The organism is Lentibacillus sp., assembly GCF_035301925.1.
Classification (GTDB): Bacteria; Bacillota; Bacilli; order Bacillales; family Amphibacillaceae; genus Lentibacillus.
On sequence record NZ_DATGTI010000023.1, the window covers coordinates 1 to 20,407 of the forward strand.

The 20,407-nt window shown below is 41.7% G+C and carries 21 protein-coding genes; 5 read left to right on the forward strand and 16 right to left on the reverse strand.

Annotated features, from left to right (window positions below):
* Positions 1–223: 223 nt before the first annotated feature.
* The 6 genes from VK080_RS02310 to VK080_RS02335 all read right to left on the reverse strand — a co-directional run bounded on the left by VK080_RS02310 (position 224) and on the right by VK080_RS02335 (position 3,411).
* Positions 224–499: a YlbG family protein gene (locus VK080_RS02310; RefSeq protein WP_324223186.1), complete on the reverse strand. Its 276-nt coding sequence runs from the start codon at positions 497–499 to the stop codon at positions 224–226.
* Positions 500–556: 57 nt separating this feature from the next.
* Positions 557–991, reverse strand: coding sequence for a YlbF family regulator (locus VK080_RS02315; protein WP_324223187.1), 435 nt, complete (start codon positions 989–991; stop codon positions 557–559).
* A gap of 59 nt (positions 992–1,050) precedes the next feature.
* Complete coding sequence (locus VK080_RS02320) at positions 1,051–1,287, reverse strand: YlbE-like family protein (RefSeq protein WP_324223188.1); 237 nt, start codon at positions 1,285–1,287, stop codon at positions 1,051–1,053.
* Between the two features lie 7 nt (positions 1,288–1,294).
* Positions 1,295–1,693 carry a YlbD family protein gene (locus VK080_RS02325; protein WP_324223189.1) on the reverse strand — a complete coding sequence of 133 codons (399 nt, stop codon included), beginning with the start codon at positions 1,691–1,693 and terminating at the stop codon, positions 1,295–1,297.
* Between the two features lie 96 nt (positions 1,694–1,789).
* Entirely contained in the window at positions 1,790–2,854 is a 1,065-nt protein-coding gene (locus tag VK080_RS02330) for a CAP domain-containing protein (protein WP_324223190.1), read from the reverse strand.
* 128 nt (positions 2,855–2,982) lie between these two features.
* On the reverse strand, positions 2,983–3,411 hold the full coding sequence (locus tag VK080_RS02335; RefSeq protein WP_324223191.1) for a CBS domain-containing protein: 429 nt from the start codon (positions 3,409–3,411) through the stop codon (positions 2,983–2,985).
* Between the two features lie 148 nt (positions 3,412–3,559).
* Between VK080_RS02335 and VK080_RS02340 the strand changes: the two genes are divergently transcribed.
* Positions 3,560–3,925, forward strand: a complete 366-nt coding sequence (locus VK080_RS02340; protein ID WP_324223192.1) for a YugN family protein — start codon at positions 3,560–3,562, stop codon at positions 3,923–3,925.
* 246 nt (positions 3,926–4,171) lie between these two features.
* Positions 4,172–5,230, forward strand: coding sequence for a sporulation integral membrane protein YtvI (ytvI, locus tag VK080_RS02345; protein WP_324223193.1), 1,059 nt, complete (start codon positions 4,172–4,174; stop codon positions 5,228–5,230).
* Positions 5,231–5,264: 34 nt separating this feature from the next.
* Here ytvI and VK080_RS02350 read toward each other — a convergent pair whose 3' ends face one another.
* The 7 genes from VK080_RS02350 to cyoE form a co-directional block, all read right to left on the reverse strand.
* The gene (locus tag VK080_RS02350; protein ID WP_324223194.1) at positions 5,265–5,720 is read right to left on the reverse strand and encodes a DUF420 domain-containing protein; all 456 of its coding nucleotides are present in this window, start codon (positions 5,718–5,720) and stop codon (positions 5,265–5,267) included.
* A 193-nt stretch (positions 5,721–5,913) separates the two neighbouring features.
* Positions 5,914–6,825: a cytochrome c oxidase assembly factor CtaG gene (ctaG, locus tag VK080_RS02355; RefSeq protein WP_324223195.1), complete on the reverse strand. Its 912-nt coding sequence runs from the start codon at positions 6,823–6,825 to the stop codon at positions 5,914–5,916.
* Between the two features lie 140 nt (positions 6,826–6,965).
* Entirely contained in the window at positions 6,966–7,289 is a 324-nt protein-coding gene (gene ctaF / locus VK080_RS02360) for a cytochrome c oxidase subunit IVB (RefSeq protein ID WP_324223196.1), read from the reverse strand.
* 3 nt (positions 7,290–7,292) lie between these two features.
* Positions 7,293–7,916 (reverse strand): cytochrome (ubi)quinol oxidase subunit III, encoded by a 624-nt coding sequence (locus VK080_RS02365; RefSeq protein ID WP_324223197.1) that lies wholly within the window; start codon positions 7,914–7,916, stop codon positions 7,293–7,295.
* Between the two features lie 2 nt (positions 7,917–7,918).
* Positions 7,919–9,775, reverse strand: coding sequence for a cytochrome c oxidase subunit I (gene ctaD, locus VK080_RS02370; RefSeq protein WP_324223198.1), 1,857 nt, complete (start codon positions 9,773–9,775; stop codon positions 7,919–7,921).
* A 33-nt stretch (positions 9,776–9,808) separates the two neighbouring features.
* A complete protein-coding gene (gene coxB / locus VK080_RS02375; RefSeq protein ID WP_324223199.1) occupies positions 9,809–10,861 on the reverse strand; it encodes a cytochrome c oxidase subunit II in 1,053 nt (350 codons plus the stop codon).
* A 63-nt stretch (positions 10,862–10,924) separates the two neighbouring features.
* Positions 10,925–11,866 carry a heme o synthase gene (cyoE, locus tag VK080_RS02380; protein WP_324223200.1) on the reverse strand — a complete coding sequence of 314 codons (942 nt, stop codon included), beginning with the start codon at positions 11,864–11,866 and terminating at the stop codon, positions 10,925–10,927.
* A gap of 1,000 nt (positions 11,867–12,866) precedes the next feature.
* On the opposite strand from cyoE, the gene VK080_RS02385 reads away from it, so the two are divergent.
* Positions 12,867–13,784, forward strand: coding sequence for a heme A synthase (locus VK080_RS02385; RefSeq protein WP_324223201.1), 918 nt, complete (start codon positions 12,867–12,869; stop codon positions 13,782–13,784).
* Between the two features lie 27 nt (positions 13,785–13,811).
* Here the strand turns inward: VK080_RS02385 and pyc are convergent, their stop codons facing one another.
* The 3 genes from pyc to VK080_RS02400 all read right to left on the reverse strand — a co-directional run bounded on the left by pyc (position 13,812) and on the right by VK080_RS02400 (position 18,969).
* Complete coding sequence (gene pyc, locus VK080_RS02390; RefSeq protein ID WP_324223202.1) at positions 13,812–17,255, reverse strand: pyruvate carboxylase; 3,444 nt, start codon at positions 17,253–17,255, stop codon at positions 13,812–13,814.
* Entirely contained in the window at positions 17,222–18,427 is a 1,206-nt protein-coding gene (gene ftsW / locus VK080_RS02395; RefSeq protein ID WP_324223203.1) for a putative lipid II flippase FtsW, read from the reverse strand. Before ftsW ends, pyc begins: the two co-directional genes overlap by 34 nt.
* A 260-nt stretch (positions 18,428–18,687) precedes the next feature.
* Complete coding sequence (locus VK080_RS02400) at positions 18,688–18,969, reverse strand: YlaN family protein (protein ID WP_324223206.1); 282 nt, start codon at positions 18,967–18,969, stop codon at positions 18,688–18,690.
* A 163-nt stretch (positions 18,970–19,132) separates the two neighbouring features.
* Here VK080_RS02400 and VK080_RS02405 point away from each other — a divergent pair, with 163 nt between their 5' ends.
* Together VK080_RS02405 and VK080_RS02410 are read left to right on the forward strand one after the other, a co-directional pair.
* Positions 19,133–19,630, forward strand: a complete 498-nt coding sequence (locus VK080_RS02405; RefSeq protein WP_324223204.1) for a hypothetical protein — start codon at positions 19,133–19,135, stop codon at positions 19,628–19,630.
* Between the two features lie 111 nt (positions 19,631–19,741).
* Positions 19,742–20,344, forward strand: coding sequence for a YhcN/YlaJ family sporulation lipoprotein (locus tag VK080_RS02410; protein WP_324223205.1), 603 nt, complete (start codon positions 19,742–19,744; stop codon positions 20,342–20,344).
* The last annotated feature ends 63 nt before the right edge of the window (positions 20,345–20,407 follow it).

The following is a 20,407-nucleotide window of genomic DNA, read 5'->3' on the forward strand; positions in this document are numbered from 1 at the left end:
TGGAGTGGAGGCCAGTCGACTCCTGCGGGAAAAGCAACAGCTGAAGACCCCGCAGGAAGTGCTTTTCTTCCGAGGAGGCTGAAGCGTTGCCCGCGGAAAGCGACTGGCCGGAACGGAAATCAACATAGCACTTACGTCGCAGTTTATATCAACTGCCACGGAAAAAAAGCATGAACCTTAATAAAAAAACCTTTGCGGTCATCATATGTATCCACCGCAAAGGTTAAATACCCATTTTATAATCGTATTGTTTAGCCTTATCCGGTTTAGCATTTTCAAAATCGGTACGCAAGAAAGGCTTATAAGAACGTTCCACTTTTGTTACAAAAGGCAGTTTCAGCAATTTAAATTCTATGTTTTCCAAAAATTCCTGATCAACGTAGATAACCGCGTATTTGAGCTTCTTGGATGCATAAAGCAAATGGCCGTACCGTTTAATATGTTTTATGTTTTTCATATGCTGAAACCATATAATCAATCCCTGACGTTTCGTTCTCATTAAAAATCCTCACTATCATTCCATTTGCAGTTAGTGTATCAGAATCTGATTTGGACATCAAGATACTTTACAGCCGCACTTTCCTCCGTGGCCGCATCCTACATCGGTCAGCGCTGCACCATCCTTTGGCGCTTTTATTTCGTCACTTACACTTAAAGCAATATAAGCGCTTATTTCATCAAGCATCTTTTGTAAGTTCCGTTCAGCGACTTTAAATGCTGCCACTTTTTCATTCATATCCATTTGACGTTTTGACGAACGCACCTTTTTCATAATCTCATTATAATCAGGGTGATATCTGCCAAATCGCTGGACTTCCTCATATTGATCCTTTATATCATTAAACGCCTGAATCAGCTGTTGTGCCTCTCTATCTTCATTAAGAGCTCTTCGGGCATCTTCATAGGATTCCATGACATCAGACTTTAAGACCATCTCACTTACGAACTCAGAGTGATCCAGGATGTCTGCATATTCAATCGTTCCTATCATAATGTCACCTCCACCATTATCTTATCATGGAATAAGCAAGAATAAAACAGGGAACGCGTTCAGTCTTTCATGGCATCGGCAAAATTGATGAGCATGTTAACCATTTGGACATGACTGCCAACTTTGTCAATTTGCTGGGAAAATGTTTTACCATAAAACTCTTTCGAAACTTTTTCCAATTCCCGTATCCTATGGGGTTCCCTTGTTAAATAGCGGTACCATGCGGGGTTAAACCGGACGAAATGGGCTAATTCAGGATGCTGTTTTAAATAGTCGTACACTGCTGCCTGCATCATGCCACCCCTAATCCTTGAAGGTGCTGAATAAATTATGGTTGTTGAATGGCTGCTGCTGAGGACCTTTTGTTGATTGGAATTGTCCCAAGAGACCCTGTACGGTTGTAATCGTGTTGTTAATGTTATCGACTTGCTTTTGCAATTTATCCAAATCTATATTTTCAGACATTCGAATCAGCCGTTCCATCAGTTCTGCTTTTCCCTGTTTCGCACCGTTTTCCGATTTACCGGTTTTGCCGGTTTTTTTAAACTGATCCCAAAATGGATCATCTTCCCCTAGTAACGCCCATTTTTCATAGTATTCCTGAAAGCCCTTGCCGCTTTTCCTCACTTCCTCGACCAGCTTGGGATGCCGCTGCAAAAATCCTTTGAATTCCCGGACACTCGGATGGAGATTATCACTCATGACAACTCACCTCAGTACCATTATCTGTTACTCATTAGTTTATGAACAATAGGCAAACACTGTGCCCGAAAATGGTCCAGTTTTTTACATCTGTTGTTATGGTTTTTGCAGAAAATTTTGTGTGTAATAAAAGCGGTGAACACCAACTCCCAGGTGTGTAAATTCATCCTTCAGCAATGCTTCACGATGACCTTCACTGTTCAGCCAGCCATGGATGGCAGCCATTGCATCCGGATATTGAGCGGCGATATTTTCCCCTGCAGCCTGATAAAATACATCCTTTGCAGCCAAGCGCTCTTTTAAGCCACCACCATCCTGGCCATAATGGGAAAAGTAGTTGTTTTTTGCCATATCCCGGCTATGCAGGTACGCAACTTCACTGACCGCTTCATCCCATACCAGCGCTGATTTGTCATGTTGACTGCGGATAACGTTGGATATGTGGAATATATGCTGCTGGGCTCCTTGTTCAATTTGTGTCCATTGTTCTTCAGAAAAATCCGGTTTATTTGTCAGCTTTCCGCGATACTGGATTTCATATGGGCGATGAAGCAGCAGAATGTCAGCGGATAGCATCCGAACAGCAGACAATTTATCTGTAAAGGTATCAAAGTACAGCTGCAGGAAAATATCATCCGTAACCTTAATTAAAGGACGTTCCTGTAACGCCTCATCAGTCAGCCGGAATGTATAGGAAGAAAAATCTTTGTTATATATGACTTCATTCGAAAATGAAAACTCTTTTTTGACTGCATCATAGGCTTGTCCAATTTCAGCAGGCTCAATTGATAAATCCTTCCCAAGTGCATAAACCGATTTAACCTGGTTATCATCAATTCCAAATTGGATATAACGATCTTGTTCATCCGTATATACCCACCACTCATACCCATAGGCACTCGGATCTTTTCGAAATGGTTCCCCCCATTTTTCTTCCAATTGATTTGTTGTTTTATTCATCCACTGATACGTGTCGCCTTCTAAAGGAATGGACGAACGTTTTTCCGGCACTTCTTTTGGCTCAAGTTTATACTCCCTTTGTATTAGACCAGTACTGGCATATTCACCAGGACGCTCTGCCAGAAAGTCACCTTTTTCCAATAAAAAATAAACACTGAAAACTGCCAGCAATAATAATACCCCGAATCGGATTGACCGCATATGTATTTCCCCTTCTATTAAAACTTGTAAATCTGTCTATAATATCTATATGTGTCGACAACTCAGTAAATGAATTATTCGTAAATAAAAGCAACCTTCTTGATAACGGTTGCTTTTATTATACAACATTAATGGATCTCTGGCCGTTCTGAAATATCTTCAAGGGCACTTCCTGCTGCTTCGTTTGATTTATCCTCCAATGAAAGGTCGCCAAGAGAAACGATACCGGCAAGTTTACCGTTTTCTACAATCGGCAGCCGGCGAATTTGCTTTTGTGCCATCATGTCAGCCGCCTCTTGTACTGATGTGTCCTCTGATACATGATAGAGCTGATCGCTCATGACTTCCTGAACTGTTGTCGTATCAGGTTTTTTCTCAGCATAGCCCCTTAATACCAAATCACGGTCGGTGATAACACCCATCAGCTCTTTGTTTTCGGAACAAACAGGGATAACCCCTACACCATTTTCTTTCATTTTGGATGCCGCATCATATAGTGTATCCTCTTTTCGGCATACAGCGATATCTGTACTCATGACATCTTTTACACTTTTCATTCCAAAACCTCCTAGTAAAGATATTTACATTTTAATCTTTCCCAAATAAGCAAATATCTTTCATGATTATTTCATTCCTTTTCGATTGCAAGTGATCAGCTTTTTTACTATTATTAAGATGTCAGGACAATTATGTGAGGTGTATAATATGAAATTGGAAAATACAGGAATTGAGGAAGCGACTGTCGATGTAAAACCATTAGACCGCCTGATGGGGAATCATGCTTTCATTCGTGCCGGACAATGGGATTATGAGCGTGTGACATATGATTATAAAATTGGTTCCAAAGAAAAAAATATTACATACTATATTCGTATACAAGGTTATGCCATAGAAGGAGATGTTGACCGTGGAAATGCTGTTATCCAGCTAATGACACCACTTTTGGGCAAGCATTATTATCCACATGGTGTCGAATACGGTGAAGATGAAAAATTTCCGGAAAACCTCGTGAATCGTGCCTTTAGCCTGGTCACAAAAGTTAAGGATGACATTGATAAATATAAAAAATAACGGTTCAAAAACCGTTATTTTTGAGTACGTTTAACCAAACCAACTGCTTTAACATTTGAAAGCGGTTGGTTTTTTAATACTGATACTGCGATTGCATACGTTCTTTGAGCGGATTGTATCGTTTAACTGTTCTTAATGCCAGTGAAGAATAGAAGATTATAACATGAAAATAAAGACCCTCCATAACAAAATACATACTACCGTTTTATTTACCGACGTATGAATGAAAGGAGCGTTCCATTTACATTGTTTCAATCAATCACTAAGCGCCAGTGGACACTTATTTTTTTAGCCATCTTTTTATTGCTCATTTTATTCTTCATTTTACCAATATCCATCCCATTAGTCATTGCATTGGTTACGGCATTAATCTTGAATCCGCTCGTCCGGTTGATACAGAAGAAAGTGAAAATAGGCAGAAAAACGGCCGTCATTATTGTTTTTCTTTTATTTTTGGTTTTTTTGGGAATAAGCGGAACATTCCTTGTAACGAAGGCAGTCACCCAAGTGGTTAATTTTGTTGAAGGCATTCCTTCATATGTTACAGAACTAAACAAAATTTATGGAAAATGGGAATCCGGATTTGAAAAGTATACCGAGAATCTTCCGGCAGAATTTTATGAACAGGTAACGGATACAATCGAATCCCAGCTTACTTCAATGAGCGAAACGTTAAAGGAAACAATCACAATTGAGCGGATTGCACAGTTTGTGGCCGAGATTCCCCAATATCTGGTCAGTTTTATCGTTTATTTAATTGGCTTATTTTTATTCATGCTTGAACTACCGGTCCTTAAATCAAAATTCTACAAGCTGATGACGACAGAAACCGCTGAAAAAGTGGCATTCATGAACAGACGCCTATCAGAAGTCATTTTCGGTTTCTTTAAAGCCCAGTTTCTGGTCAGTATCATCATTTTTGTTGTCACACTTATTGGATTGATGCTATTCACCCCAAATGTCGCCATTATTATGTCGCTGATTATATGGCTGATCGATTTCATCCCGATCATCGGCTCAATTGCCGTGCTGGGACCATGGTCTGTCATTGCCTTCATAGCAGGCGATTTGTTATTGGGCGTGCAATTGGCTATACTGGCAATCATTCTATTGGCTATCCGAAGAACCGTGGAGCCTAAAGTAATGGGCCGGCATATCGGCCTTTCACCGCTCGCAACCTTAATCTCCATGTTTCTTGGTGTCAAACTGCTGGGACTCCTTGGGTTTATCCTTGGACCATTGTGCCTGATAGCATTCAATTCTGCAAGGGAAGCAGAGATCATAAAATGGAATGTTAAATTTTAAAGTGTGCTGAGTATAATACTCAGCACACTTCTTTTTAGCTCCCTAGTATAGCCTTAATCATACTGGTTGTTGTGCCGCCGTCATAAATGATGTACAAGAACAGATAGACCATAACGCCCGTAGCTGCACTAAAAAACCAGATAATACTTGTAACGGGGCCGATTTTCCTGTGAATACGTATCTTTCGCTTTAACGCCAATGTTAGCGTTGCAACACCGAATATAGCACCGGTAGTTGCCAGGATAATATGGAAAATCAAAAAGATCGTATAATAGACCTCAATGTCCTCCGGTCCGCCGAAACTTGTATTTCCAATAAAGATGGTTCTTGATACATAAATGACAAAAAATGCCAAAGCACTAATTGCTGCAGAGATCATCGTTTTCTTATGTGCTTTAGGCTTTCCCTTCACAATCAAGCGCCACCCGATTGCAACTAAAACAGCACTTATAACAATAAACAGCGTGCTTATTGTGGGTAAAAATGGCATAAATTCCTAATCCCTCTCTCTATTTGATAAAGCGAAACTTCATTCAATGGGCGCTTTTCCCCATTGAATGTTAGTTGAGCAGAATCGGACATTTAGGGACAGTTAGTCGGCGTTCTTTGCCGGATTACTGTCCATTATATGCGGGATAAAAACATGGATCCCAGATGCAGGGATCTGCTGTTCTTTTATTCTTTTAACCTTGTTCATACGGGTTAGCAGGTAATGGATCAACTTGCAAACTTTTCGGGCTAAACCATTGAAAGAACACTTTTGCCAAAATAATCCCATACGTTATTTCCTGCATCACTTTCATAATGATACCGCCTAATTGCTGGTCTTCCAATGTTGTCATAGGTGAGAACATTTCAGGACCTGATATTGATGAAGTCAAGCCCTGCAGGACACCAGTCGGTACACAAAGGGCCAATGCCTGCAGCCAAGCCCCGTCCTGTGTATAGGCAGCATATACAGGTGTATCTGCAAAAATGATCAGAACACATGCGGGTGTGATTAACACGCCATTGGCAAAAATATAGAATATCTTACCCAATGGCGGTATCCGGTCAAATTCTTTTAAGGGCGATAATATCGGCCACCAAACGATAAATGCCGCAACTAAAATAATGACAGATATGGATGAATGAGCCACTTGAGATGATTTTGAAAAATCAAATATAACCGGCAAATGGTAAAGTGAGAATAGCGTATTAAATAATAATAACGATATGAGTGGAAATGAGAAAAATTTCAAAACAGGTTTAACGACCGGTCTGTCTACAATTTTTCGCCATAACCACACAGGAATTCCTTTGATAATAAAAATAGGGAAGACAATGTAGTAAAGAGCCATTTGAATCATGTGAGCCGTCAGCATGATGTGCGACAATAAGTCGACCGGTGCCCCCTTAACAGCATACAACAGAACGAGACCTCCATAGAAGAAGAACTGCTGTTTTCCGGACGGCTTTCCTTCCCCTTCACCACCAAATTTATGCCGGTAAGGACCAGTTATTAAAAAATATATTAAAGCAAGTCCCAGGATAAACAAAAGATAATAGGGACTCCATAATGCACGAAAACCAAATATTTGCAGATTGAGCCACATAGACATTCACTCCATATACGGGTGTATAAATCAGTACATTCTATTATAACGTATTTTAGCCCAAGACACACACTCACAATATGACAATTTTTCAAACAAAGAAGAAAAGACCGGGAATAACTCCCGATCTTTTATCAAAGTTACCACCAAGTGATAACGCCGAGTCCAGCGAGTGTAAGAATGGCTGCCCAAACACCGCCATAAATCATGACAGCTGGCATGCTATGTCCTTTATCCTTCATATGCATAAAGTAATACAGCTGAAATCCCACTTGCACCAGTGCCAGCATTAACAGGACAAGGCCGGTAAACATACTAGTCATCACACCCGTTGCGACAATTGCAAAAGCAATAATCGTCAACAGGATCATTAACGCAAAGGTGATCAGTTGTTTTTGCATTTCTTCTTTGTTCTTTTGTTTCTGAAATGGATTAACTTTGTTGGAATTGGTATTATCTGCCATTCATTAACCCACCTTTCCCATCAGGTATACAACTGTGAAAATGAACACCCATATGACATCAATAAAGTGCCAGTATAGACTGAACGTATAAAATTTCGGTGCATTGTACAAGTTCAAGCCGCGCTTTGCGTTACGGATCATGATCGCAATCAGCCATGCCATACCGAATGTGACGTGGCCTCCATGGAAGCCGACTAATGTGTAGAAAGCAGATCCAAATGCAGATGAACGGAAAGTGAAACCAAAGTCAGTGATATAATGTGTAAACTCATAAATTTCACAGGCTAAAAAGGAAAGACCAAGCAGAGCCGTTATTCCGAGCCACAACTGCATTTTCTTAAAGTCATTATTTTTCATATGGTACATGGCATAAACACTTGTCAGGGAACTTGTCAATAACAAAATAGTCATAAGGAAGACAAGCTCCAGTCCGAACAGCTCATTTGCTGTCGGACCGTCAGCTGTTGAATTGCGCAATGCAATGTACGTGCCGAATAAAGCGGCAAAAAGTACGGTTTCACCACCAAGAAAGAACCAGAAGCCGATAAATTTATTTTTACCTTCCTGCGTAGCCTTTTCCGGTTCGTTCGGCATTATTTCCGGATTCAAGGTATGATCTTGACTCATAATCAGTCAGCCTCCCGTTCTTCGAGTTCGTCTTTTGGTATATGGTAGCCAAGGTCATCTTTCAATGATCTGGTCAACATTGAGGCCAACGCAATTGCCATACCGCCAAATAACAAGATGTATGCCCAATCATAGTCGACCTGATAAATGAACCCAAAGCCTGCTATAAACAATCCAAGTGATATCATAAATGGCAGGAACGATGAATTAGGCATATGAATATCGCCTAATGGTTCAGCTGGTGTCGGTCTGCCTTTACCTTCCATCTTTTCGATCCACAGCGCATCCAGCCCACGGATAAGCGGTGTCTGCTTAAAATTATAGTGTGGCGGCGGAGAAGCAACTGCCCACTCGAGCGTACGTCCATCCCAAGGGTCATCGGCAGCTTTTTCACCTTTAACCGCTGTATAAACAATATTAATCAGAAATACAATCACGCCGAATGTCATAAAGAAGGCGCCAACCGTACTGATCTGGTTTCCTAAATCAAGTCCCTGTCCTTCCAGGAATACCCAATAACGGCGAGGCATCCCCATCAGTCCAAGGAAGTGCTGAATGAAGAACGTCAAATGGAAACCGATGAAAAATGTCCAGAATGTCAGCTTGCCCATGCCTTCATGAAGGATACGGCCAAACATTTTTGGCCACCAGTAATGCATCGCTGCCATAATACCAAAGATGGTACCACCGACAATAACATAGTGAAAGTGTGCGACAACAAAATACGTATCATGGTACTGGTAGTCCGCAACAACGGAAGCAACCATGACACCTGTCATTCCACCGATTGTAAATGTAGGGATAAAACCCAATGCCCATAGCATCGCTGAATTAATCGTTATCCGGCCGCCCCACATTGTCGCAAGCCAGTTAAATATTTTGATTCCGGTTGGAACTGCAATTGCCATAGTTGCAATCGCAAAAATCGAGTTAGCAACAGGGCCCAAACCAACTGTGAACATATGGTGTGCCCAAACCATAAATCCTAAAAATGCAATCAGCATCGTAGCAAACACCATTGCGGTGTAGCCGAACAGCCGTTTTTTGGAAAATGTGGCAAAAACCTCACTGAATATCCCAAATACCGGCAATATCAAAATGTAAACTTCCGGATGACCGAAAATCCAGAATAAATGCTGCCAAATAATCGCATTCCCGCCAAGGCCGACATCGAAAAATGCCGAGCCAAACATACGATCAAACATAAGGAGAAACAAGCCTACTGTCAATGCCGGAAAAGCAAATAAAATGAGTATGCTTGTGATGAAAGTCGTCCAAGAGAATAAAGGCATACGCATATAGGTCATACCAGGTGCACGCATTGTAACGATTGTTGCCAAAAAGTTAATACCACCAATCAATGTACCTGCACCTGCGATTTGCAGACCCATCACGTAAAAGTCTACACCGTGTCCCGGTGAAGTAACCGACAGCGGGACATATGCTGTCCAGCCGGCATCAGGTGCACCGCCCAGGAACCAGCTGGCGTTAAGAAGCAGTCCGCCAAACATAAACAGCCAAAATCCCAATGAATTCAGAAAAGGAAAAGCGACATCCCTCGCACCTATCTGTATTGGCACAACCGCATTCATTAAACCTAATAACAGCGGCATGGCTGCAAGAAAAATCATCGTTGTTCCGTGCATTGTCAGCAGTTCATTATAGAAGCCAGCACTGACAAAGTCGTTTTCCGGTACAATCAGTTGTATACGAATAGCCAAGGCTTCCAGTCCGCCAAGCAGAAAGAAAAATCCGCCGCCGATCAAATACAAGTGCGCAATTTTTTTATGGTCGACAGTTGTCAGATAATCCCATAAAACTGCTCCGAAACCCCTTTTTTGAGAAGCTGCGATACTCAAAATATTAACCTCCCTTTATAATTTTCCATCCCTTTAATTACCTGCACTTTCAGGTGTAACTTCAGATGGCTGTAATTGCAATAAGTACTCTGCAATCTTACCTGCCTCGTCATCGGAGACTGCCGGGTAATTACCAGTCATTTTATTTCCTGGTTTGATGGATTCCGGATCCACAATCCACTGCTTAAGATTTTCTTTTGTCAAATCTTCTACACCTGCAAGTGTCGAGCGGTCTCCAAAGTTAGTCAAATTTGGACCGACTTGAGCCGGTGAGGAACCGATTGCGTGACAGGACATACAATTTTTCTCCTGGAATAATGATTGTCCTTCTTGTGCTACAGCATCTTCAGGCTGTGCTTCCGGATCAACATTCTGCATATCCTGTACCCATTGATCAAATTCTTCCTGACTTACAGCCACAACTTTAAAGTCCATGAGTGAATGGGATGGGCCACAAAACTCAGCACATTTACCCCAATAAACACCTTCCTCATAGGCTTCAATATACATTGTGTTTTCATTTTCCGGGTTTACGTCCATCTTGCCAGCGATAGTAGGAACCCAGAATGAGTGGATAACATCGGATGATTTCATATTTAAGTACACTTTTTCACCGACTGGTACATACAAATCCTGACTTGTTTGAATTTCCTGTCCCTTATAATTAAAATGCCACCAATATTGGTTACCGGTTACCTGGACATTCAAACTATCGCTTGCTTCAGATTCATCTGCCAAATCAAATGTAGCTGTTACTGTTGGCACTGCAATGATAAGCAGCAAAATGATTGGAATAATTGTCCAGACCGTTTCCAGCGTTTTGTTGCCTTCTACCTGTTTAGGAATATAGTTTTCTTGCCCTTTCTTTTTTCGGTAACGAATCAGTACGATTGTATAGACAACCAGTACAACAGCAAGGACAAACAGCATGACAATGGTTGTCAGGACGATTAAATTAAATGACTGTTCTGCTCCATAACCTTTTGGATCCAGAGCTGTTAAATTCTCCTTACCACATGCTGATAGTACAATCGCTGTTAAACCTAACAGAGAAATTGCCCGGATTTTTCCCATCCAACCTTTCATGTATCCATACCTCTCTTTCTTCTAATAACTTCTGTATTGCGTACTTATGACGAATTAACAAGTTTAAATGAAGGGGAATTCCAATGTCACGACAACCATCATTAAAAACAAAATCGTTAAATAGTTCAATGAGTAAATAAATATCATATTTGCCCATTTAAAATCATTCTTGGTAAAAAACCCGCTGATGCTTAATACCAGCCAGCCAACATTGAGTAATGTCGCAATAATCATAAATGCTGTACCCAATGGTGCCATTAAAAATGGGAGCGGCAATAAACATGCAATGTAGACGACAATTTGCCGTTTCGTCATCCCAAAACCATGTACTACTGGTAGCATTGGCACACCTGCAGCTTTGTATTCCTTGGTTTTCTTCATGGCCAATGCAAGAAAATGCGGTGTTTGCCAAATAAACATGATCAGGAATAATACAAAAGCCATTGTATCAAGGCTTGGGTCAACGGCTGCCCAACCAATTAACGGTGGCACTGCTCCTGAGAAACTGCCAATTGCCGTGTTAAGTGTATACTTGCGTTTGGACCACATCGTGTATAAAACGACGTAAACAAACCAACCGAAAAATGCAATAATAGCAGCTTTCATTGTTGTAAGCAGCAAAAGAACCAGTCCAAGGGCGGTTACCGAAACACCCATCGCAAGCACACGGTTGAGTGGTATATTCCCTGTAACTGTCGGGCGATTTTTTGTCCTCGACATAATTGGATCAATATCGGCATCATACCAATTGTTCATCATACATCCGCCTGCAATTACTAGTGCACTCCCCGCCATTGTCAGCAGAAAAATATCCCAATTGGCGATAAAAGAGGCATTTGTGAAGTGAATTGCCAGCCAGAAACCAGCAAACGTCGTGATTAAATTTGAATTCACAATCCCTACTTTTATCAGTGATTTGAAATCTGCAAAAAATGTCGTAACTTTACTTTTTGTTTCAGCGGATTTGTCAATAATCGGTGAAGAAGTTGTCTCCACTTTATCCATTGTTGTTTATCCCCCCTTTTCATCCCAACAAAAGGCACATAATAATAACAGGCATCATACTTATCATGGCTTAGTATTCCAAAAGTATCCTTCAATTCAGCCCAATTGTATCATGGAATTTCAATACAATCTATTTAACTACATTGCATCAATCCCTTTTTCAAAGCATTACAAATTGTGACGAATTTGTGAAAAGGATGCTAAAAATAAAATGAAAGGCCTAAAAGCCTTTATCATATTAATTCATCTTATGTAGTTTTCCCATGACAGCAAGCTTGAAGGTATGAAGCCAAACAATATCCCCTAACTTATTTTTAGCAAAGAATGGCCTGGAATGCAAGAGTATTTTACATTTTTATAGTGAAAACAGGTTTAAATCATGTTACGATATAAAAAGTGAATTATCCTGGTTCATGCACCAAAACCATGATATTATGAAATAAGTGCGTGTTCAAAAAGGAGGATAAAGCGAAACCTCATTCAGTGGAGTGCTTTTCTCCACTGATATTAAGGAACAAAGGCTAAGAACTTGGACGTCCTGTTACAACGCCTTTGTGACCTGCATCGTGCAGGCCCGGGCCGAATCAGGCATTTAAGGTCAGTTAGTTACCGTATTTTGGCGGGTTACTGACCATTACATGCGGGAAAAAGGACCGAGAAGTTCGAGGCGGCGCAGTTATCGAACAGTGGGCTTGCGCGTGTTGTGGTGACTTCTGCGGTTGGCGATTAGTGGACGCTTTCAGCAGAAGATCCGCCGTACATTCAGATACGTTAGCACAAGGAATACTTCCATGAATCCGCATCGCACGCGAACCGCGAGTATTAGTGCTTTGCTTTTGCAAGGAGCGAAGAAACAAGCCAACGAGCTTCCACGACGTTATACACAGGACGTGTCGATATTTAGTCGAAGATCCTTTATCTCGATGTGTGATTTTTCCGGACTTTTTGAACAACCTTTATAAGTGCAACAGCACAACATGACATAAAGTGAGGCAATCTTATGATTAGAACTTTAAAGTTGCTCTCTGTAGTTGCTTCATTGGGGATGGTGTTTGTTTTAATCGGGGGTGCCCTTGTCACAAAGACCGATTCCGGGTTGGGATGTGGGGAAAGCTGGCCACTTTGCGAAGGACAGTTATTCCCTGACGACATAACACCTGAGCTGATAGTCGAACTCAGTCACCGCTTGGTTTCCGGCATCATGGGGGTTGTTGTATTAGCATTATCCATTCTTTCATGGATATTTATTGGACATATAAGAGAAGTGAAATTCCTTGCATTCATGTCATCATTTTTCCTGATTTTACAGGCGTTAATCGGGGCAGCGGCGGTCGTGTGGAATCAGTCGGATTTTATTATGGCAACACACTTTGGAATTTCGCTTATCTCGTTTACAGCCATATTTCTGCTAATGCTCCTGATTTTTGAGATTGATACGAAATTTGATACAAAATCATTGATGATTGAAAAAAAACACCGGACTGAAATATACGTGATTACCTTATATACCATCATCGTGGTCTATACCGGGGCATTAGTACGGCATGTCGAGGCGAATTTAGTTTGCGGCAGCTGGCCGTTCTGCAATAATGGTGCACCCCTGGGATTCGCCAATTACAGCTTTGAACAATGGGTTCAGATGGGGCACCGACTGGCCGCAGGGATCCTATTCATATGGACAATTTTTCTCGCTATCAGAATGGCCAGGCATTATCGCGGCAACCGGATCATGAGCTGGGGCTGGTGCATAACGGCTGCACTTATTACGCTGCAAGTGTTTTTCGGGGCAATGATTATATTCACAATGCTGAACCTCGGAATCGCGTTAATGCATGCGCTCATAATCTCCATTTACTTTGCCATGCTCAGTTATTTTGTTTTACTGGCATCAAGAAGTGCCAGTTACGAAAAAGGGTAACGGACAATCATCCGTTACCCTTTTTCGTTATTCAAATTCTATCAGCAGATCATTGGCTGCAATAGCATCACCGTTTTTGACATAAACATCTTTTATGACCCCGGAGAATGGCGCCTGAACGGTTGTTTCCATTTTCATGGCTTCATTAATCAGCAGGTGATCACCTTTTTGAACCTTTTCGCCTTTATCACAAACCACTTTCACGACTGTTCCAGGCATTGAGGCACCTATTTGCTTTTCGTTGTTCTGATCTGCTTTCGGTCTTGTTTCCACTTTCGACTGGACACTTTCATCTTTTACAACGACCTGTCTTTGCTGACCATTCAATTCGAAATAAATGACACGTGTTCCGTCTGATCGCGGTTCGGAAATGGAAACAAGTTTGACAAACAGCGTTTTCCCTTGTTCAATTTCAACCTCGATTTCTTCATCCAATTTCATGCCATAGAAAAATGTCAGCGTGTCCAGAACTGAAATGTCGCCATATGTTTCGTAAAATTTATGATAATCCATGAACACTTTAGGATACAGTGCGTATGAAATCAAATCAAACTCTGTTACCGGGCGATCAAGTGAATGATAGAGGGAATCCCTCATTTTCGTAAAATCAATCGGCTCGAGCAATTCGCCCGGACGCTCGTTAATGGGTTCTTTCCCTTTCAAAATAATGCGCTGGAGTTCTTTCGGAAAGCCCTGGTATGGCTGCCCAATATAACCTTGTGCAAATTCTACGACCGATTCAGGGAAATCAATCGTTTCTCCACGTTCGTAAACATCGTCTTCAGTCAAATTATTCTGTACCATGAACAATGCCATATCGCCAACCACTTTGGATGATGGCGTCACTTTTACGATATCACCAAACATTTCGTTGACGCGCCTGAACATCGCTTTGACTTCATCCCAACGCTCTTCCAGACCAACCGCTTTAGCCTGCTGTTTCAAATTACTGTACTGTCCCCCAGGCATTTCATGAAAATAAATTTCCGTATGGGGTGCTTTCAGGCCACTTTCAAAATCCTGATAATAATCACGGATACCTTCCCAATAATGGGACAATTTTTCATAAGCATCGATGTTCAGATCAGGCTGGCGGCTTGTCCCCTCAAGAGCGTGATACAGCGATTGGGCACTTGGCTGTGATGTCATGCCTGCCATTGGCGCATTGGCAACATCCACTGCGTCAACCCCTGCTGCAATTGCCCGGGAATACATGTGTATACCGTTGCCGCTTGTATCATGTGTATGCAAGTGAACCGGAACATCTACCGTTTCCTTCAGTGTGGAAATCAGCTGATAGGCTGCTTCAGGTTTTAACAGCCCAGCCATGTCTTTGATGCCAAGAATATGCGCGCCCGATTGTTCAAGATCCTTAGCCAGGTTCTTATAGTAGTCAAGATCATATTTTGAACGGCCGACGTCAAGAATATCGCCTGTATAACACATCGATGCCTCGGCAATTTTATCATTTTCCCGTACAAACTGAATGGCCGGTTTCATGCCTTCCACCCAATTCAAACTGTCAAAAATCCGGAATACATCAATTCCAGCCGTTGCACTCTTTTCAACAAACTCTTTGATCAGGTTGTCCGGATAGTTTTTATAGCCGACAGCGTTACTCGCGCGCAATAACATCTGCAGTAATACGTTCGGCATTTTCTCGCGCAGTATTAATAGCCGCTGCCAAGGATCTTCTTTCAGAAAGCGATATGCAACATCAAACGTCGCGCCTCCCCACATTTCCACAGAGAACAGCTGCGGTAACAAACGGGCAGTCGGTTCTGCAATATGCACTAAATCTTTTGTTCTGATCCGAGTGGCAAGTAACGATTGGTGCGCATCACGGAACGTTGTATCGGTAAGCATGACCCTTTTTTGTTCTTTTAACCAGTCGGCCAGATATTCCGGTCCATGTTTATCAAGAATCTGCTTCGTCCCTGAAGGTATTGTTTCCTGTTGATTGACCTTTGGTACCGGCGGAATGACCAGCGATGGCTTTTCTTTTTGCGACAGTCCTTCAAAACCATTGACAGTTGTATTCCCAATATAGGTCAGCATCTTGGTTCCGCGGTCTTTACGTTTTGGAAAAACAAACAATTCCGGTGTCTGGTCAATAAACGTTGTGCTGTATTCACCAGATAAAAACTGTTCATGTGAAATAACATTTTCCAAAAATGGAATGTTCGTTTTGATTCCGCGAATCCTGAATTCCTTTAAATTTCTGACCATTTTTTGTGCAGCCTGTTCAAACGACAGAGCCCATGTGGATACCTTGACTAATAATGAATCATAGTGTGGTGAAATAACCGCACCTTGAAAACCATTGCCGGCATCAAGCCGAACACCAAAACCGCCACCTGTCCGATACGCCATGATTTTTCCGGTATCCGGCATAAAGTTATTCAGCGGATCCTCTGTCGTGACCCTCGACTGGATGGCATAACCGAGTGTTTTAATATCTTTTTGCTGCGGAATACCAATGGACTCATCATGCAAGTTTTGACCTGATGCAATTTTGATCTGTGTCTGAACGATATCGACACCCGTGATCATCTCTGTAATGGTATGTTCCACCTGAACCCGCGGGTTAACTTCAATAAAATAGTAATCGTTATCAGTCACCAAAAATTCAACCGTTCCCGCATTGACATAACCGACATTTTCCATGAGATTAACGGCATCCTGACACATATCCAGCCTCAATTTATCCGGCACAGACACACTCGGTGCAACTTCAACGACCTTCTGATGCCGGCGCTGGACCGAGCAATCACGCTCATATAAATGAACCGTATTGCCGTGGTCATCGCCTATCACCTGAACTTCAATATGTTTAGGGTTTTCAATTAGCTTTTCCAAATAGACCTCATCACTGCCAAACGCTGCCCGTGCTTCCGATTTCGCACGATCATACGCTTCAGCAAGTGATTCCTCGCTGCGGACGATACGCATCCCGCGGCCGCCGCCTCCCAATGACGCTTTTATGATGATCGGATAACCGTGCTTTTGACCGAATGATTTAATCTCACCCAGTGATGAAACAGGGCCGTCTGTACCTGGGATAACAGGTAATCCTGCATTGGTTGCCTGAATCCGTGCTTTCACTTTATCACCAAACATATTCAGATGCTCACTGGTCGGTCCAATGAAAATAATGCCTTCCTCTTCACAGCGTCTGGCAAATTCAATGTTTTCCGACAGAAACCCGTAACCCGGATGAATCGCATCAACATCTACATTTTTGGCAAGTTCAATGATCCCTTCTATGTCAAGATATGCCTCAATCGGCTTTTTGCCCTCACCAATCAGATACGCCTCATCAGCTTTATATCGATGATAAGAGCCTGTATCCTCCTGTGAATAGATAGCAACCGTACGGATATTCAGTTCGGTACATGCCCGAAAAACACGTATGGCAATTTCTCCCCGGTTTGCAACTAAAACCTTATTGATCTGTTTTCTCTCTCCCATGTTCTTCCTCCTCTATTACGAAATACATTGTTTTTAGTACCTTCTTTATTGACAGGCACAGGTTCCTGTTCTTTCTTTTTAACTGATTTTGCAATGTTATTCATAATCCCCATAGCTATCATCATGACAAGCAGTGATGACCCGCCATAACTGACAAATGGAAGCGGAACACCTGTAATGGGGAGAAGGCCGCTAATGGCTCCCAAATTGATAAATGTTTGGGTCGCTACCATTGAAGATATGCCAATTGCCAACAGTGCTCCGAAACTGTCGGAACACTTCCTGGCGATAAACAATCCACGCAAAACGATGATGGCCAGCATACCAACGACAATGACCACACCAACAAATCCCAATTCTTCAGCAATGACAGCCATTATAAAGTCAGTGTGCGGCTCTAAAAGATAACCAAGCTTTTGAACACCCTGGCCAAGCCCTTCGCCAATGAGTCCGCCGTCACCGATAGCCAAATAGGATTGAATCAGATGATACCCGTCATCATCCGGATTTTCAAATGGCTGATAGGCACCGGCAAATCTGCTGATACGTTCATCTGTTACCATATTGGGAATTGCCAGTGCCACTAAAGCCAAACCAACCAATGCGAGAATAAACAGGTGCTTAAAGCGGATACCTGAACTGAAAATGACAGTACAGGCAATCAGAAAAATGATGGCAGCCGTACCGATATCAGGCTGCTGCACAATCAAAGCCAATATAATGGCAGTCAATATTAACGGGGGCAAGACACCTCTGTTAAACTCATTAATGTAATTCTGTTTTTTTGAATAGACCGAAGCAAGATAGATAATCAAACCAAGCTTGGCAAATTCAGCGGGTTGCAGACTGACCGGCCCAAAGTCAAACCACGATTTGGCATTATTGGCGGTATTCCCGAAGATAAGTACGCCTGCCAACAAAGCAACAATGACGAGGACAATCATTTTTATCAATTTCTGATAATACTTATACGGGAAAATGCTCGTCGTGATGAATCCTGCCAGTGCCAGCGCAAACCATTGGATTTGCCGTATTAGATAATGTGTGCTTTCATGCCCCTCCACAACTGCCAAAACCATACTTGCACTATAAATCATGACAATTCCAAACGCTGTTAATAGGATTGGTGTAATCACCAGTGTGAAATCATAATTTTTTAATTCCTTTACCATCCTGCTTCTCCCCAAAAGTATGTAATCTTAAAATGACACTTCATTCAATAACAGACTGACTTGGAAACATTCAGCCGACTGGGCTTGTCCGTTTAATTGGGACTCAAGCAGATGAACAGAAATTTTGTTTAGTATAACATATATTTTTATTAGTGTAACCTATTTTTGGCCCACCTGCCGTATTAAACTGACAGCCTGTTTAAATAAAAAAACCTTGCCACCCCAAACAGGCAAAGTTTTACTGCATCACACAAAAACCATCACACAGAATTTTGTGCTGCTTCATGCAATCTATTGAGCTGCCTTTCCAAATTTTCGAGAAGCGCCTTACCTTCACTCTCGCTGATTAAATCCAATCGCACCGCAAAATCAATCTCCCTTGAAAGTCCAAACATTTGTGTATCCAGAACCTCTTCATATAGAGGGCATTGTGGCATTGTTAAATTGTCGATCTGCACTTCTATTAGCTTGTGTATTTTAGCTGCATCAGCCTTAAGAAGGGCATAGGCTTTTTCACGATGTGTTTCCGTCACCTCTGGAATCAATAATATCCCTCCATTAATAAGACTACCTTATAATTTATATTACCGTTTGTATCGTTAAAATGCAAATGAAATTAGCAATAATCGGGTCTTTTTATGATGAAAAATCATGTCATGTCTGCTATTCTTGATTAAGAATATGTTATAGAAGAGGTGATTGAATTTGATCGTTCAAATAACCGGTAACGTTACATACACCATAACATTGGATCCAACGGTATGGATTTTTGATGACCGAAAAATATTGCTTGAAGAAGCATTTAACCCAGATGCGCCAAAAGAGGATGAAAAGGATGATCTGGATAAAGCTGCTAATCGTTTCAGCCAAGAAGTTTATCAGCAAAATCTCAAGCCGCCTATTAACAAAAGCAATAAAAGCATCTCCCGAAAAGAAGGTCAAAAATTCCTGGAAAACTCCTATGTTATGCCTATATCGGATTTCCTGCGTTATGCCGAAATCAAGGAGGATGCTAATAGCGTCACCCTCGAAACAGCGAATGGTGAAGATAACATTCCGCTGGATACGCTGGCAAAAAGCTATCTGCTATTTGCCCTGAACGGCAAGCCGCTGAAAGAAGACGGACCAGTTCAATTATTATACAGTGATGGTTCCAACCGGGAAAATCCCATTAAGGGCATTCAAAAAATTATTGTCAACTGAATGATAAGCTGTTCATGCTTTGGGATTTGAACAGCTTTTTCGTATAATTTACATCTGTTCAACCAAACTAAAAGACAGTAATTCCTTGTTGATCATAAAGGAGGAGTATATATGCTGCTACGCTTAGGAATACTGTCTTTAATGAGTTTTACACTGCTTATGGGATGTCAACAAAATCAGGAAGAACAATCATTGCCTGAGGAAAACGAGAATAATGAACGTTTTATCCAAGTGGAAGATTCCGATCCGGTTGAACAAGAGGATTTTACCAATACTGAGATTGCTTCTCATTTAGCTAATGTTGCAAGTGATGTTCCCGATGTTCAGGATGCCACTTCTGTTGTTGCAGGACCGTATGCCGTTGTTGGCATTGATGTCGACAAGGATTTGGATCGTTCGCGAGTCGGCTCCATCAAATATTCAGTTCTTGAAGCATTGCAAAAAGATCCGTATGGAAAAACTGCCGTCGTGGTAGCTGATGGTGATGTTGTTGAACGCATACGTAACATGGGTGATAAAATAGCACAGGGATACCCCGTGCAAGGGTTTATAGACGAGTTATCTGCCATTGTGGGCCGTTACATGCCGGATTTCCCAATCAACGAAGACCGGCCTGATGAAGGAGATCAGAATAAAAAATCAATCCCGGAAGATAAAGAACAGCAATTGGATGACGTGGAAGAAGATCAATCCAATCAGCATAATCAGGAATAACGAGCAACCCTGAAAAAACGCTGTCAACTGATTAAAATAGGTGCTTTCCCATACGCCGGGAAA